The sequence below is a fragment of the Sinomicrobium weinanense genome, from assembly GCF_018863395.1.
Taxonomy (GTDB): Bacteria; Bacteroidota; Bacteroidia; order Flavobacteriales; family Flavobacteriaceae; genus Sinomicrobium; species Sinomicrobium weinanense.
Map to the genome: position 1 here is coordinate 110,418 of NZ_JAHKRR010000005.1, position 16,895 is coordinate 127,312.

Consider the following 16,895-nt stretch of genomic DNA (forward strand, 5'->3'; position numbering starts at 1 on the left):
TAATGAGATGAAATTTGTTGAGTATTGGGTATTTTAATGTGGGGTATATTTTATAGAAATACGATCACCTAACCTTATACTCTCAGGCAGGCTAAAGTAGAGGATACGAATAAAATATATCGGGAAGAAGTGGCCTGGAAAAGCCACCCAAAGTGACAGATCTGACCATATTGTGATGTGTTTTCAAGGATTTTTATAGACAAGCAGATTTTATGAGCGATACATAGCATTTCAATAAAAGCCGGAAACAATAATGTCAAAAGCTCGAATCCTGCCACGATCAGAACCTGAACATATCAGTGCTGATCTTTTATAATAAAAGCGATGTCAACCGCCTGAAAGGTCATATCGGCCTGGCTGCCTTCGTAGAGGATCCCTATGGTGTTTTTATCGACCGAACTGAGGCTGGAATAGCCTCTTCCGGAGCCTTCGTCCAGCAATATCCAGTATTTTTCCGGCCAGGTTTTGCCATTGTCCAGGCTTGCCTTGATCGTCATGTTCTTTCGTCGTTCTTTATCGTTGGGGTTGGAAAAGAAGAGTATCGACCTTTTCTTCCCTCCCTCCGTATATTCATGTTTATACAGGGAAGCCATACATACGGGCTCGATCAGGGCACCGTGTGAAGAAGGGTGTTCGGCCCAGGTTTCCCCCATGTCCCGGGTTATGGCCACTGCCCTGCCATTGGCTTCTCCTTTTTCTTTTCTGTTCCTGTTATCGCGCATATTAAGCATCAATGAGCCATTCGCCAGTTCAACCACGGCACATTCGGTGGTATTTTTATATGCCGGGGTACTGGTGGCCCAGTGTTTGCCGCCATCGGTACTAAAGGTAATATTGGAGAACGGCTCTCCGCTGGCATCCCTTCCCTGGGTAGGGAATACCAGGGTTCCATTACGGGTAGTGATACCATTTCCCGGGGCAGGTGCCCATAGCCACCAGTCCTGTTTTTTGCACATTTCCGTGATGTTTACAGGTTCTTCCCAGCTCAGCCCGTCGTCGGTACTCGAAGCAAGGAGAAATTGAGAGGTTTCCCTCAGGCCGAACCCGGGTTGTGACCCCTTGTTTTTCCATTGGTGATTCCAGGCATCGCTGTTTTCTTTAAGCCCGGTGATCCAGTTTCCGTTTTTGTCCAGGACGCCGTGCATCCACAATCCGGCGACAAAAACCCGGCCGGTGGTTTGGTCTACCAGCAGGGAGGCATCGCTTACGCCATTGAACTTTTCCGGAAGGCCTCCCCAGGCTCCCCGGTCGAGGACTACCTTATGGTCTCCCCAGGTCTTTCCGCCGTCTGTGCTCCTGCTGATCCCGATGTCGATATTTCCCTGGAGGTCCCTTGCGTTGTCATACCTCATGTCATAACCTGCGATCAGGGTACCGCTACGGGTTGTTACCAGAGAAGGAATGCGATAGGTATGTACGCCGTCATCGCCGTGTTTCCGGACCGCCACTCCCATATTCAGCATTTTTGACTGCCCGGGAGCTACCGGTTCCGGCCGGACCTGTGTGTTACCGATCTTCACTGCTTCGCACGAAACGGTTATTTTATGGGAGATATCGGCCTCTTTTTTGAGTTTCAGAGAGACCCAGAAAAAGTTTTTCACCCCTTCGAGGAGCATGTCCCCTTTTAAATGTACTGTCTGGGTCACGGTGCCTGACGTGGCAAATACGGGGCTGTCTTTAGCAATAAACCTGCTCTCTTCCCCTACGGCATAAAGTGCTATACTTTCAATATCACTGAGGACGGTTTTTCCGGAGAGGTCAATGTCTACCCCGGAAAGCCTCACCGGTGTCAGCGAATCCCGGTTTTGGATTTCCAGCAGCAATACGTGGTTATACGGCCTGGACTTTAAAACGGGATATTCTAACCGGTGCTGCAGGATCTGTATGTCTTCTTTTGCCGTTTTGCAGGAAGATACGATGGTGTATAAAAAAAGTAAGATTAAAAGTCTGTTTTTCATTATGCTATGTTTTATTTCTTAATATGTACCGGGTTCACCGGAAGATACAACAATATCGGGCATGGGTGATCTGTTGAAAGACGGCAGGTAATCCCTGAGGCTGTCCTTGATGTTATCGTATGTAGGATCTCCCGCCAGGTTTTTCCATTCGTTCGGGTCTTCCTCAATATTGTACAGTTCTTCCGTGCCATCGTTATAGCTTATATACTTCCATTTACGGCCCCTCACAGCATGGTTTTTATAACCGTAAGTCATACGCACAGGAGGATATATGGTATCCTTTCCGTTCATCAGTCCGGCAAGGCTGTTCCCTTCCAGGCCGGCTTTCTGTGGCAGGCCCGAAAGTTCAGTGAGCGTGGGATAAATATCGATCAGGCTTACCGGAGTATCCACGCGGGTACCTTTCGGTACTCCGGGTCCGGATATAATCATCGGGATATGATTTGCCTTGTCCCACAATACAAATTTTTCCCAGTGTTCCTTTTCACCGAGATGATATCCGTGGTCTGACCAGACTATGACAATGGTGTTTTTGGCGTGTTTGCTTTTTTGCAGGGCCTCGAACAACCGACCTATCTGGGCATCGGCAAAAGTACAGGACGCATAATAGGCCTGCAGGGCTTCTTTGTATTTATCCTTTCCGTCAGGGCTTCCCTTTCTTATGGTATTGTAGATAAAAGGTTTTCCTTCGTCCAGCATGGTCAGCGCTCCCTGCGGCAGGTCTTTCAGGTCGTCTTTACGAAGGGCCGGCATAACCAGGCTGTCAGCCGGGTACATATCAAAATATTCCTGTGGCGCATAGTTGGGCATATGCGGCCTGAAAATACCGGCCCCCATAAAGAACGGTTCATCTATGGAATCGAGTTTTTTAATCAGCCAGTCCACTGTCCTTATATCCGGATGTTGATGGTTTTTACCATAGCTTCTGGCTCCCCAATCAAAAGGAATGCTGGTCGAGGTTCCGTCCCTGTCTCCTCCTATCCATACCGGTAGCCCGTTCAGCTTTTCCGGGGGTGGATCGTCCGGATAGCGGGGAAGTTTCAGGAACTCGTCAAAGGCGCCATCGTCGTGAAAGGCATGGTTCATTTGATGATGATAGATCTTTCCTGCCCCAATGGTTAGATAACCATTCTGTTTAAAGTATTCCGGAAGTGTAATGGCATCGGGTATGGCTGCCCTCCAGTCAGTCTGATTACCGTATATTCCGGTAGTAGCGGGATAAAGGCCACTCAATATTGATGACCTGGAAGGATTACATGCCGGGGTATTACAGAAGGCATTTGTAAAAAGTACTCCCTGTTGTGCGATCTTTTCCAGGCCTGGTGTCTGAATATGATATGTCGTACCCAGGAGGTTAATATCATCGTTCATATCGTCAATAGCGATAAATAACACATTGGGTTTGTCGCCGGATTTATCCTCTTTTTCATTTTTACAAGCAAACAGGCAAAGGCCGGTGATCAATATTATTGTTTTGCGGATGGTGTATTCCATCTTTTCAGGTTTAAGGTTTTGATTTCCCGCCCAGGGATCTTCCCAACACCAGGCTCAGCAAATATCCGGATACACAACAGGTAACCACCCCGATAAAGGAATACATGAGGAAGTTAATATCCGTATGCAGGCTTATATACCAGGTTACGAGTACACTAAGGAATACCCCGGCCAGGGTGCCCGCCGTATTGGCTTTTTTAGTCAGTATCCCCAGGAGGAACATCCCGCCCAGCCCTCCCGTAAGGAACCCGATGAATTTGAAAAACTGGTCCCAGAGTGATTTTATCTGGGCATTAGCCATCCAAAGGGCCAGTAAAAGCCCCAGAACTCCCATGATCACCGTGCCTGCCCGGGCTATTTTTAAAAGCCCCAGATCAGAGGTCTGCGGTACAAAACGCTTGTAGAAATCATTACAGAACACTGTTGCCGTGGAATTCAGGCTGCTGCTGATGCTGGACATGGCAGCAGAAAAGATGGCGGCTATCAATAAACCGGAGATCCCGACCGGCAGTTCCTGAACGATATACCAGGGAAAAATAGAATCGCCATTGGACAAATTCAACGGTAATTTTTCGGGTTTCTGTGTATAAAAAATATAGAGCAGCGTTCCGATACCGAAAAAAATAATGGTGGCGGGAAGTGTCATCACAGCATTTGTATACAGGGTGCGTTTGGCGTCTTTTACCGTAGCACTCGTCAGGTAGCGCTGAACCACGGTCTGATCTGTGCCCTGTGTGATCAGTGCTGAGGCCAGTCCCCCGAGGACCACCACCCAGAACGTTGATCCGCTGAAACTGAGATCCATATCGGCCATCCTGAGTTTCCCCCTGCTTTCGGCTAAGGTAAACATCTCGTAAGGCCCCAGGTCGGTGTGCATAAATATCCAGGCGATGGATAAAAGGGCTCCTCCCAGTAAAATAACAACCTGTAACACATCTGTCCAGATCACGGCCTCGATACCTCCGTATGCGGTATAAAAAATGCATATAACCCCCATGATGATCACACTTGTTTCCACAGGGATCCCGGTAACGATGGATATGGCCAGTGACGGCAGCAACAGGATAATGCCTATCCGCCCCAGTTGGAAGAACATAAAAGACAGGCTGCCTATGACCCTTGCGGTATAGTTGAAACGGGTTTCCAGGAATTCGTAGGCCGTGGTGATATTCAGTTTATTGAAATAGGGAATAAACCACCTTGCGATAAAAGGGGCCATACAGATCATCATGATATTGATAAAAAAATACGACCAGTCCGTCAAAAAGGTCTTTGCCGGGATGGCCATAAAGGTCAGGGCGCTGAGCAGCGTGCCGAAAACACTGATCCCTGCCGCCCACCACGGGATTCGGCCTCCTCCCTTAAAATAGTCGGCCGTGGACTTTTGTTTCCGGGAAAAATATATCCCTATTGCGGCCATGACCAGCAGGTAAAGCCCCAGGATTGCATAATTTACCCATCCGAACGATGCCGGTTTTCCGGATAATTGTAATTCCAGCACCCCGGGTGTCCGGATCCCGGGAGAGGCTTCGCCGGAAACGATAAAAAAACGGTCGCTTTCCCGGAACCCCAAAGTGGTGACCGGCAATGGCCGGGGCAGGGTATCCCGGACCGACCATTTTTCCGTTACGGTGTTCAATGCCAGGATGCGGTTTCCAAAACCCGGGTGGTTTTCCAGGATGCTGTCACGGCAACGGATCTTTTGTACCCTTTCGGGAGCGGTCGCAGGGAGTTCCCGGATGTGACGGTCCAGCTTTTCCAGCAGGGAGAATAGCTTTCCGTCAGACCCTCCGAGCATCAGTAAGTGCATACTTCCGGCAGGCATTGCCGTTCCTCCCATTAAGGTTTGTGGTTCTCCTTTGATCAAAACGGGTTTTTCCCGGCTCCAGGCACCGGTATCCGGATCATAGCCGAGATAGGTTTGGAGCAATTGTGTAGGTTTTCCGCGAACAAAATTCTGTCCCCCCACCACATAGATCTTCCGGCTGTTTCCGGTTTCCTGTACTACGCTGCAATGCTGGCTTCTCGGGGCACCCGGAAAATCATCCATTCGTTCCCAGGCCCGGTCCGTACCGTATTTCCACCGGTATACGGTAGCATAGGTACGATCATTGTCCCGCCCCCCGATGGCATAAACATAGCCCCCGTCCAAAACGGCAGACAGGCCAAACAATGGTTGAGGAAGAGAGGGGCATGATGTTATTTTTACCCCCTTATCATAGTGCAGCAAAAAGACCTTGTCGCTTACTTCGCTTTCGTTATTTCCCCCCATACAGAGAATGCCGTCCGGTGTCTTTACGGAAGCCCCATAAGCCAGGGCAACGGACAAGCGGACCTCTGACGTTTTCCATTTACCGTCTTTAAACACATGGATGTCCCTGCTCCAGGCCTTTTTTCCGCCCTTCCACGGCGGTGCCTCCGGAAAATTGGCCCCTCCGGCGGCAATGATCACCCCGTTGTGCATTCCCCCGACCATCCCCGCATATCCCGGTTGAGGGAATTCGGGGAGCATATCCATTTGTACGGCCAAATCACTATTGTTCCCCTGGGCGAAAAGGGAAAAAGGAAAAAGAAGGGCAAAAAACAGGCTGTAAAAAAATGATCGTTTAACGAAACGCATATCTCATTATCGCTTGAGGGTTGTTTTCAGTTCGTGGAAAAAACCCAGTTTTTCCAATTCGGCATACAATTGGTCATAGTTTTGGGAAGACAGGGGCAAAACAGGTGATTTTGGGTCTCCGAAATCATATCCGATCATTTTCATTATGGCTTTTTGAGCCGCCAGGCCATCGTATTGCAAAAAGGTGTCTATGACCCGGATAGCCTTAAAATAATTTTCATTGGCCTCTTGTTGGTTTCCCCGGCCATACTCCTGTATGATATTCTGGTAAACGGCCGGCATAAAATTATAAGTGCTCCCGATAAAAGTATCGGCTCCCATGGCCAAAGCAGGTAAGAACAGTTCGTCGACACCGAAGAGCATCTGGTAACGATCGCCGTGCAACTGGCTGCACAGCATAAAGTCATTGAGCTCCGGTGAGGTAAACTTTATTCCGCCCAATTGAGGCAAACGGGTTCCCAGTTCATCGAGCAGGAGGTGCATTTTAAAGTTAAGCCCGGTTTTTCCGGGAATATGGTAGTAAATAAACGGAATACTGTCCTGGCTATCGGCTATTTTTTCGATCCCGTAGATCAGCTGGTTCAGGCTGGTAATGGGATAATAGGATTGTAGGGTAGCAGACACCCCGTCGGCCCCGGTCTCTACGGCATGCCTGGTAAGGTCATTGCTGATGGCATAGCTGCTATGACTTACATTTACGATCACCGGGACCCTTCCGTCAATGGCCTCTATATAGGCTTCGGTGATCCGTATACGATCGGCAATTTTCAGCAAAAGGCCTTCGCCGGTGCTCCCCATCAGGTAAAACCCTGTAATTCCTTTTTTAATTAAATCGTCAACCAGGGCAGGAATAACCTTTACATTGACAGAGCCATCCCTGTGGAACGGGCTAAAACCTGCAGCGATCAGCCCGTTAAAATTTGTTTTTTGGTATTTCATGAAGTTATATTGGTATATCTGCTTTGCCGTTCTTCCCGTTTTCAGGAGTATCGAAACAGAGGGATATCCCCCTGTTCCGAAATCCATTAACTAAACTAAAAGAACTCAATGAAAACAATTGTTTTTAAATTTAAAATGATCTAAACTTTTTGTAATTACACGTTTGTGCTCAAACTATCCCGGTAGGGACTCGGGACTGTTCAAAAAGGAATTTTTACGTCACCCCGAACTTGTTTCAGGGTCCCATCCCGACGGCCCGATCAGTGTTATGGGATGCTGAAACCTTCAGCCGCACTCAGTGCAGGCTAGTTCAGCATGACGGATATAGACTTTTTGGACAGCTCCGTATTTTGGAGCTTATTTTCAAACGTCTGTATTTTCCTTGGGTCAGGGTTTTCTAACCCTCCGATCCCGATCAAAGATCGGGACCACCTCCCTTTGTCAAAAGGGAGGAGCTGGGAAAAATTACAAGAAATCTAAATGTTTCCTTGTTTTTATGGCATTCTGATCATATGCAATTATTTTAATAGGTTACAGTTCAAATAAAAATACTATTTCTTCGTCAGTTAGGGCCTTGTTGTATATGACCAGGTCGTCCAGCATACCTGTATAGAATGTCTTGTACTCACCGGGCGGGCCTTCCTGTGCTCCTATTTTGAAATCCTGTGCGTTGGACACTTCCTTGACTGAGGAGGCATCTCCCTGTTTTACCAGTACACCATCAACAAAGAGACTGGTAGTCAACCCCTTGCGGACACAGACTATATGATGCCACTGCCCGTCAAAAATATCTCCGGGGAGGTCGGCTTGTTCCGCACTCTGAAAAGCGCCTCCGCCGGAATCTTCAACAGCGAACTGGATCACTTTGTCATTGTTGCCAACCCTCATCCAGGCCTGGTTATCACGGGATCCGTTGGCCCCGCTTTCCTGCCAGACCATCATTTTGGAATTATTTCCTGTTTTTACCCATACGGCCACGGAAAAATCGGATGTTCCGAAGTTCAGTGCCGGATTATCGGGGATCACCAGGGCGCCTGAACCGTTGAACACCGCTGCATTTTCGGATCTTCTGTCCGTTCCGTCAAAAGTGATACCGCCAATGTTGTTTGCCGCGATATTATTGGGGCCTGCATCTGAGGCATCGCCATCGTAAGGATAATAGGCTGCGAGGTTTTCGCCGGGAATGACTACTACATAGGCTTCTTTTTCCAGGGTAGAGCTATTTTTTTCATTGGATGCGGTCAGCGTAACCTTGTATTTGCCCGGGGTGGAATAAGTAACCGTAGGGTTTTGCACTGTGGACACTGCCGGGGTTCCGCCTTCGAAAGTCCAGGACCAGGATGTGGCTGTTCCTACGGAAGTGTCCTCGAAAGTGACCTGCCCCCCCGAATATGTGCCACGGCTGCCTGCCGTGAAATCTGCTTCGATGGAAAAAGGATCGAGGACGGTGATATAATCTTCTTTTGTAAGGGTTTCGGAAGCCTCCGGATTGGAAACGGAAAGTTTTGCGCTGTAAGTGCCGATCTCCTCAAAAGTCACTACGGGATGTTGCCCCGTTGCAGTAACCACTACTCCGTTCTCATTTTTAAATTCCCATGCCCAGGACTCTGCAATCCCGGTGGATTTGTCGGTAAACTGCACCTCTTCCGATGCCAGGACCGTGGTCCTGTCTGCGCTGAAATCGGGAGAGAGCCTGCCGTAGGTTACGGTAATAAAGTCTTCTTTCACGATCTTGTCACTGCCCCCGTTGTTTGTGAGTTCCAGTGTTACGGAATATGTTCCCGGCTCGTTGTAAACCACCGAGGGGGCAGAGAGCACGGATGTGGAGGGGTCGCCTCCTTCAAAGGTCCAGTTCCAGGTGGCAGGTGCACCGGTAGATCTATCGCTGAACACTACACTATCCCCGGCAGCCACGGTTACGGTATCGGCTTCGAAAGCAGCCTGCAAGGGCATTTGGTCGTCATCATCACAGGCCAAAAACACAAAGAGGCCTGTAAGTATCGTCAATATCAATAAGGTTGGTCTTGTTTTCATGTTTTTTTATTTAAGGTCTTCTACGGATACAATCTCAAAAACAATACTTTCGTACGGGCGGCCTTCTCCTCCTTCATATAAAATACCCACTTCCGTATCCGATAGCATCACCAGGTCGGAATATGCGGAAGGACCGGAATAAATCAGCTTTTGCCTGTTCCAGGACTCTCCGTTGTTTTCACTCATTTTCAGTGTCATGTTCACCCGTTCCGTACTTGAAGCATTGGCAAAGAACAGCCTGTACGGATCGGTATCTGATGTAACCATGCTTCCCTGGCAATGCGGATCGGTCAGGGCATATACGGTTTCCTGTTCGGACCAGGTCATCCCGCCGTCACTGCTTCTGCTGATCTGCCGCGCCTTTACGGAACTTGTTCTGATATTCAGCAGCAGCGACCCGTCTTCCAGTTCGGCAACAGTGCATTCACCGGCCTGGGCCTTCGGGGCTGGATCTCCGGATTTCCAGGTTGCGCCGTGGTCGTCGGAATAAATAATGTGTGAATAGGTCTCTGCTTTGCCATTCCTGCGGGTGGTAAAGTAATTGGGAGAGACCAGCCTTCCCTTGTGTTCCCCTTTCTGAAGTTGTATGCCGTGAACAGGCCCTGTGCCGTACCAGTCCCAGCTTTCGTCCTTGACGGACGAGGTGATCTCCACAGGGGAAGTCCAGCTTTTACCGTCATCATCGGACCAGGTGTAATATACCCTCCGGGTGTCTACCCCGGTTCCGGAGCTAAGGTCCCCCCAGTCGTCATCGCCGTGATTCCAGGTCATTAAGAGGTGTATTCTCCCGGTTTCGATATCTATAATGGGTACGGGATTGCCGCAGGTGTTCTGTCCTTCATCCCATATGATCTGCATCTCGCTCCAGGTCTTCCCGTTATCCGGCGAGGATTTGACAACGAGGTCAATATCCCCGGAATCGCCGTTGCTTTTTAACTTCCGGGCCTCTGCAAAAGCCAGTAGGGTGCCCTCAGTGGTTTTGGCCATGGCAGGTATTCTGTATACCTGGTAGCCGTTGGTCCCTTCTTCATAGACCAGTGTTCTCCCGTCATCTTCGGGAGGAGTGTCGTCGTCGGGCTGGTCTACCGGGTCTTTAATTTCCGGGCCAGAATCGTCACTTCCGCAGGCTGTAAGCGAACACAATATGGCCAGGCAACTGTACAACAGGCAAATTATTCGTTTTGTTTTCATTACATCGGGTATTTAATATTATCGAGTTATACATTTAATTTCTATACAATACTTTGTGTTTCTCTGTGCCCGCTTTGTGAGTCTCTGTGATAAAATAAGGCCCGTGACAGGGATAACCGCAAAGACCACAAAGCAGGCACAAAGTCAAGCTCTTTTGAAATACTCATTCATTTTACGAGTTTGCAGATGTTTTATCATTTGATTGTGAGTTTAATACGGATATCATCTATGGCATCACTCAATAATATTATTCGTAACCTTCGGTTTGTTTTAAGTTGGGGTTCCTGTCGATCTGGACTACCGGTATGGGGAAATACAACGGCACATTTGTCCCGGACAGGTTGGGCACTTCACTATAAACATCAATGGTACCGGCATAGTGAAACCTGAGGAGGTCGGGCCATCTTTTCAGTTCCAGGTAGAGTTCCCTGAACCTTTCTTTGAGGATCTCGTATTCCACAGTATTTTTTCCCATATCTCCATTGTAGTTCCCGATCTGTGCCCTGTTGCGTATTTTATTGAGTTCGGCCACTGCTTCTCCTGTCCTGTTGAGTGCGGCCAGCGCCTCGGCCCTGAAGAGGATCATTTCGGCCAACCTGTACACAATAATATCGGAGTCGTATTCACGGTTTTCGGTAACGACCGTCCCTCTCATTTTGTTGTCAAAAACACCGATCACGGAATTATCTTCAGCAATGGCTTCAATAATGGAAATGTCCTTCCTGATGTCGTCGGGGTTTTCATCAAATGCAGCTTCGAGCTTCGGGGATGGGGCGTAACCGCTCCGGGCTCCGCTCCGGGCGTAAGGGATATCGTCAAAATTTACAGCGTCCTGGACAAAAATATCCCTTGGTTTAAGGTTTTTACTGTAATGGCTAAGGTCGTCACCCTCGTTTCCTGACTTTTCCTCAAAATCAAAATGCAGGGAAAAAATGACCTCCGGTCCGTTCTTGTTTTCCGTATCATAGATCTTTGCAAAGTCCTGTTCAAGGCTAACCCCTGCACTGGCGGCATCGACACTGGCGATCACTGCCTCAAGGTCGGCATCGCTTCCTCCCAGGACTTTTGCCTTCCACAGCAGTACATCCGCCCTTAGGGCATGTGCTGCGGCCCTGGAAGCCCTGCTTTTACTGACCAGTCCATCACCGGGAAACAGCTCCAGGGCCATATCGATATCTGACAGGACCTGGGCCATGACCTCATTTTTCGGGGCCCGGGGAAGCTGGGGTTTGGAAGCGCTTTCTGTGGGTTCGAGTTCCAGGGGGGCATCTCCCCAGGACTTCAGCAGGGTGAAGTAAGTGAAGGCCCGGATAAAATAGGTTTCCGCCACGATCTGGTTTCTGTCCTCCGCTTTCTGAAATTCTATATCTGCCGAATGTTTGAGCAGTAAATTACAGTGGTGAATAAGGTTATAGAACGTTAGCCAGTTGGGGGCGTTCTGCGGGCTCAGGTTCTGATTCCAGGCAGTGGACAAGCCTGCTTCCAGCCCGGGGACAAAGGTATCTCCCCTATCTTCGAAATAGTAGGTAGAGTTTTGCGTGTCGCGGAACTTGTTGTAGATACCGAAAAGATAGCTTTCCACATCTCCCTGTGAGCTCCAGTATTGATCGTTGGTAATGTCAGAGATGGTATCGACCTCGGTCAACTCGCAGCCTCCGAGGATCAGGACAGACACGATCAGCAGTATATGTTTTGTTCTTTTCATAAATCAAAATTTTGGATTAGAAAGAAATTTTTGCGCCCACATTGAGCTGTCTGGGCCTCGGATAGGTCCCGTAATCCCGTCCGGAATATATTTCGGGCATTAATCCGTCATAACTGGTAATATAGCCCAGGTTGTACAGGCCTATAAAAAGCTCAAGCCCGGATAAATTCAGCTTGTTCATCATGTCTGTGGGAAACTGGTAACTCAGGGAGACTTCGCGGAAGGCCAGGAAATCACCTTTACTGTAATAAAGGCTGCTGTTACTGCCTCCATCCTTGTTTCCGATCTGGTAATCCCACCTGTTGTGGTTCCTGAAATTGTAATCGTAATCACTTTGCACGTTGTACCTGGGATATTTGGCATCGTGGCCTTCGTATTGCCAGCTTTCCGTAAGCGCTTCCTTAAATGCGTTATTATTGTTACGGGCACTGCCCATGACCCTGGACTTAAAACCATTGTCTATGACATGACCCATGGCCCAGTCGGCCACAAGCCTCAGGGTAAAGCCTTTGTAGTTGAACTGATTGACGATGCCCCCCGTCTTATCGGGGCGGATATACCCCATGAACACCATATCGCGGTTATCCAGGACACCGTCGTCATTCCGGTCCTCGAATATGGCGTCACCGGCGGTCTTTGTCCTTCCGGATGCGTTCAGGTCCCGGGGTGCGGTGCTGGCTTCTTCGTCTGTCTGGTATACGCCTTGGTAGTTAAAGGCCCATCGCCCACCGAACCGTTCACCTTCGGCCAGGCCTCCGACCTTGATCTCCTGGCCGGTGGCAGGATCGTATATAAAATTTCCGTCTATGCGGTTCTTGTCCTCCCCGTTTTCCGGTAGTTCTATTACAGATGCCTTGTTATAGGCAAAGGTCATGCTCAGATCCCAGGAGAAATGGTCGTTTCTAACGGGGGTAGCACTTAATTCTACCTCAAATCCCCGGTTCCGGATGGTCCCGAAATTACTTTTTATGGAACTGAACCCGGTAGAAGACCACAGCGGTTTATCGAACAGGCGCTCCGAGGTGCGTTTATCATAGTAGTCCATCAAAAAATTTACGCGATTGTTAAAAAGGCCGAGGTCGAGCCCCACATCAAAGGAGACGGTCTCCTCCCAGATCAGGTCGTCGTTGATCAGGGTGGTATTCAGTATGCCTACGTTGCCGTCGTACATATAACCGGTAGAATATTTACCCCTGGAATCGAAAATACTAAGGCTGTTATTTCCCGTTTTTCCCCAGCTTCCCCTGAGCTTTAAATTGGAAATAACCTGGGTAAGGGGACTGAAGAATTTTTCATTATGAATATTCCATCCTGCGGAGATCCCCGGGAAAAATCCCCATTCATTATTTTTGGCAAAGCGGGACGACCCGTCATACCGGGCACTGAGGGACAACATATACCTGTGGTCGTAATGGTAGTTGGCCCGGCCAAAAAAGCTCAGTATGGCATCGTAGGATTTGGTTGTGGAAACCCGCTGTGTCTCTTCGGATGTGGCATTTAACGTGGGAATGAGATCGGTGAGCGCCTCTCTTCCACTGCCTCTCATCCTGTATTCATAATCGTGGTTATAGCTGGTTCCCAGTACGGCATTGAGAAAATGCGATCCCCTGAATTCCTTGTCATAAGTAAGCAGGGCATCGAACTGTAAATGGCGGTCGAGATTGTGCCTGGCAGAAGCAGGACGATTGGTCACGGTTTCGTTATAGGCTTCAAAATAATTTTCTATCCCTTCGGTACTGAAATAGTAAGCCGTAGGTGCAAATTGCAGTCCCGGGCTGATCTGCCAGACCCCTCCGAGCTGGAAAGTGGTCCTGTATACATTGATATCATTATATTTGGTTTTATAGTAGATCTCGTGCAGCCGGTTCCGGAATGAGGAGATCCCTTCCCCGGGTGCGGGCAATCCGTTTTCGTAGTATTTTCTATATGTAGGGGGCATAAGAACACTTCTGGCCAGTACCCACTGATAGTTATTGGGGGCATTGGCATCCCTTATCTGGAGACTGGCCTTTGCGTTTAAGCTCCAGGCATCGCCTAACCGGAAGGTACCTTTGTAAAGGGCATTGTAATTCTTATAGCTTGTTCCCCTCACAATACCTTCCTGGTTCAGGTATCCCAGGCCAAAATAATAGGTGATGTCTTCACTTCCCCCGCTGATGTCAAAGTCTACTTCCTGCCTGTAACCGGTCTGGAATGTAGCATCCTGGTAATTGTTGTCCTGAAAGATCAGTTTTTTTCCGGTCACGGGATCTTCCATGGTCTCCCATCCCTGATTGTTAATAAGGTCGGCTACATATTCCTGGCCGTACTCTCCCAGGTATACGTCCAAAAACTCCAGGGTATTCTTGGAGTCCCTGGGGTTTCCGGTAGACATCCCATATCTTCCTCCGGTGAGAAAGAAATCGGGATTGGTAGTGTTGAACTGATCGGTATTCTTTCGGGTGAGGTATACGTAATCCCTGGCATTTAACAGCGGGAGGCTTTTTTGTTGCGTGTCCACACCGCTGGTGAAGCGCAGGTTGATCCTGGTTTTCCCGGCCGTACCGGACTTGGTCTCGACGATAATGATACCGTTTGCTGCCCTGGCCCCATAGATCGCGGTAGATGCGGCGTCTTTCAGCACCTGTACGGATTTGATATCGTCCGGGTTGAGATCGCTGATATTGCGCATGGCCCCGACAATACCGTCAACAATGAACAGTGGCGAGTCGTCTTCCGGTGATGTGGAAGAACCTCCCCGTATAAATATCTCCGGATTGGCCCCCGGCTGACCGTTTTGTACCTGGAGGGAGAGACCGGCAACTTTTCCCTGTAATTGCAAAAGCGGGTTGGCACCGGGTGCTTTTTGCATTTCCTGGTCGTCTATGAGCGACAGGGAATTGGTTACGGTAGACCGGGACTGCTCTCCATAACCGATAAGAACTACTTCGTCCAGAGCACTAACATCGGGTTTCAGCTTTACATCAAAGTTGCGCTGGTCTCCGACAACCAGTTCGTGGGAAGCATATCCCAGGAACTGCATAACCAGTACCGACTGCTCTGAAGGAACATCCAGCGAAAAATTGCCGTCAAAATCGGTGGAAATACCAACAGTTGTCCCCTTTACAAAAACGGAAACCCCGGGAAGAGGGGAACCCGTTTCCGCATCTAAAACTTTACCACCAACGGTGATAGGCTGGTTTTGGGCGACAATCGATGACAGGGAAAAAACGGCAAGTGTCAAAGTCGTCAAAATTTTTGGGTGGAGTAATCGTTTCATCTGTTCTTTTTTATGTGTTTTTTAATGGTCAGATGTAATTCGCCAATGAACATATCGGTTGATATCAACAAATCTGCTACGGCTCATTTCATAATTTAAATTAAGTAGTTATGTAATTATGTAGGACAAATAAAAATAAAAAAAATCAATAAACCAAAATATTATCATATTCAGACAAAAATATAGTCAGAATAAACGCTAAAATATTGTCAAAATGATATTTATGAGGAATATATCACAATTTGAAGTACGGAAAATATGTAATATGATGGCTGAAATTATGAGCTTGTTTATAATAGGGAGTATCTGAAAACACAGGTTTTAAATCGGGACTGTCTCAGAAGTCATGAAACCGTCATTCCGGACTGTCACCCTGAGCCCTTCGGCACTTCGACTTTAGTTTATCCTGAGCTTACCGAAGGGCTCAGTGCAGGTAGGCTCAGGATAAACTAAAGCCAAAGGGTTGTTTCGACATGACGGATAAGACCTTTCAGAAGAGGCCCCTTCCCCGAGTTTGGGGATCTGCACTGTTTCCTGGTATCCATAAAAGAAATGTCGACTATTTCCCGGAGGGATAAGGGCAATGTCATTTGGTTTAGCAAATTATGCCACCCCTTCGGGGTTTATGTATTGTCTTACCGTTCCTGATCTATAATTATGTCATCCCTTCGGGATTTATAAAAGCCTGAATGGCTGACATTTTTATAGAACCAAGGGCATTAAAGAGATTCTAAACCCTGAAAGGGTGATACATTTATTATCTATGACCTTAACCAAATGATATTGGGAAAAAGAAGAAAAAGTTTATGCAATGGTATCGAAATGCGGCTTCAGATGTTCGTACATGGCCGACTGAAATTCTTCCGGCGTGCCTGTCTTTAATATCTCGTACAGTCCCTGATGGGTGACCTTTCCCTGGGAAACTTTGTCTTTGAGTTTCAGTTCGTAAGACAGCTCGTAGTCAAATACCGGAAGTAATAATTTTTGAAAACGCCCCAGAATATCATTCCCTGCTATTTTGTATAATGTAGCGTGAAAATCTATATCGCATTGCACTCTTTCCTTCACCGATTTGGCATTGATTTCTCTTTGAACGATCTCTTCCAGTTCCGATAGCTGCTCTTCCTTTATTCTGGCGAACACCAGGTGAGCCAGGCCCATTTCCAGCACCAGCCGTAATTCGAAAATTTCCTTCCGGGCATGACTGTCCAGGATATACGGGTCGAGTACCCGCTCCAGTGAATTTAAGATATCCGGTTGGGCCATGACCATACCCCGTCTTTTCCTCGTTTCGATCATGCCCAGCATTTTAAACCTGCTCAGTGCTTCCCGGACCACATTCCTGCTTACTCCCAGAGCCTCCGCAATTTCCATTTCTTTGGGAATAGGGTCTCCGGGAACCAGCCCCTGACTCTTAAAATACTCGCCCAGACGGTTCTCTACCCTGTCTGTCATGGAGATCTTCTCCAATGGTTGCAGGTTTGTATCCCCGGATCCCTTCTTTTTTTCTATCATCTGTTAAAACTTAGATCGTTAAAAAGTCCTTATGTAGTACAAATATAAGTAACTTTTCATTATAGAGGCTCATGCCCTGTCCTACAAACCTTGTATACACGTGCTCTGGCGAACAGTTTCAGTGCTGTTTTTTAGAGGTACCGGAGCATTCCAACTATACACTTCGAATATCTTAAACAT

The 16,895-nt window shown here is 48.1% G+C and carries 9 protein-coding genes; all 9 read right to left on the reverse strand.

What is annotated here, in order from left to right:
• Positions 1 to 296 precede the first annotated feature (296 nt).
• The 9 genes from KN811_RS15475 to KN811_RS15515 all read right to left on the reverse strand — a co-directional run bounded on the left by KN811_RS15475 (position 297) and on the right by KN811_RS15515 (position 16,715).
• Complete coding sequence (locus KN811_RS15475) at positions 297 to 1,958, reverse strand: sialidase family protein (RefSeq protein ID WP_187967510.1); 1,662 nt, start codon at positions 1,956 to 1,958, stop codon at positions 297 to 299.
• 18 nt (positions 1,959 to 1,976) lie between these two features.
• On the reverse strand, positions 1,977 to 3,452 hold the full coding sequence (locus tag KN811_RS15480; RefSeq protein ID WP_187967511.1) for a sulfatase: 1,476 nt from the start codon (positions 3,450 to 3,452) through the stop codon (positions 1,977 to 1,979).
• Between the two features lie 10 nt (positions 3,453 to 3,462).
• Positions 3,463 to 6,072, reverse strand: a complete 2,610-nt coding sequence (locus KN811_RS15485) for a sodium:solute symporter family protein (RefSeq protein WP_216334885.1) — start codon at positions 6,070 to 6,072, stop codon at positions 3,463 to 3,465.
• 6 nt (positions 6,073 to 6,078) lie between these two features.
• The gene (locus KN811_RS15490) at positions 6,079 to 7,011 is read right to left on the reverse strand and encodes a dihydrodipicolinate synthase family protein (protein WP_187966258.1); all 933 of its coding nucleotides are present in this window, start codon (positions 7,009 to 7,011) and stop codon (positions 6,079 to 6,081) included.
• Between the two features lie 531 nt (positions 7,012 to 7,542).
• On the reverse strand, positions 7,543 to 9,045 hold the full coding sequence (locus tag KN811_RS15495) for a LamG domain-containing protein (RefSeq protein WP_187966259.1): 1,503 nt from the start codon (positions 9,043 to 9,045) through the stop codon (positions 7,543 to 7,545).
• A 6-nt stretch (positions 9,046 to 9,051) separates the two neighbouring features.
• Positions 9,052 to 10,236, reverse strand: coding sequence for a sialidase family protein (locus KN811_RS15500; protein ID WP_187966260.1), 1,185 nt, complete (start codon positions 10,234 to 10,236; stop codon positions 9,052 to 9,054).
• A gap of 247 nt (positions 10,237 to 10,483) precedes the next feature.
• A complete protein-coding gene (locus tag KN811_RS15505) occupies positions 10,484 to 11,941 on the reverse strand; it encodes a RagB/SusD family nutrient uptake outer membrane protein (RefSeq protein WP_187966261.1) in 1,458 nt (485 codons plus the stop codon).
• A gap of 16 nt (positions 11,942 to 11,957) precedes the next feature.
• Positions 11,958 to 15,200, reverse strand: a complete 3,243-nt coding sequence (locus KN811_RS15510; RefSeq protein ID WP_187966262.1) for a SusC/RagA family TonB-linked outer membrane protein — start codon at positions 15,198 to 15,200, stop codon at positions 11,958 to 11,960.
• Between the two features lie 804 nt (positions 15,201 to 16,004).
• Positions 16,005 to 16,715, reverse strand: a complete 711-nt coding sequence (locus KN811_RS15515; protein ID WP_187966263.1) for a FadR/GntR family transcriptional regulator — start codon at positions 16,713 to 16,715, stop codon at positions 16,005 to 16,007.
• Between the last annotated feature and the right edge of the window lie 180 nt (positions 16,716 to 16,895).

Bases quoted from the DNA above. Each gene is read 5' to 3' on its own strand.
- KN811_RS15475 (WP_187967510.1), bottom strand. From the start codon at position 1,958: ATGAAAAACAGACTTTTAATCTTACTTTTTTTATACACCATCGTATCT.
- KN811_RS15480 (WP_187967511.1), bottom strand. From the start codon at position 3,452: ATGGAATACACCATCCGCAAAACAATAATATTGATCACCGGCCTTTGC.
- KN811_RS15485 (WP_216334885.1), bottom strand. From the start codon at position 6,072: ATGCGTTTCGTTAAACGATCATTTTTTTACAGCCTGTTTTTTGCCCTT.
- KN811_RS15490 (WP_187966258.1), bottom strand. From the start codon at position 7,011: ATGAAATACCAAAAAACAAATTTTAACGGGCTGATCGCTGCAGGTTTT.
- KN811_RS15495 (WP_187966259.1), bottom strand. From the start codon at position 9,045: ATGAAAACAAGACCAACCTTATTGATATTGACGATACTTACAGGCCTC.
- KN811_RS15500 (WP_187966260.1), bottom strand. From the start codon at position 10,236: ATGAAAACAAAACGAATAATTTGCCTGTTGTACAGTTGCCTGGCCATA.
- KN811_RS15505 (WP_187966261.1), bottom strand. From the start codon at position 11,941: ATGAAAAGAACAAAACATATACTGCTGATCGTGTCTGTCCTGATCCTC.
- KN811_RS15510 (WP_187966262.1), bottom strand. From the start codon at position 15,200: ATGAAACGATTACTCCACCCAAAAATTTTGACGACTTTGACACTTGCC.
- KN811_RS15515 (WP_187966263.1), bottom strand. From the start codon at position 16,715: ATGATAGAAAAAAAGAAGGGATCCGGGGATACAAACCTGCAACCATTG.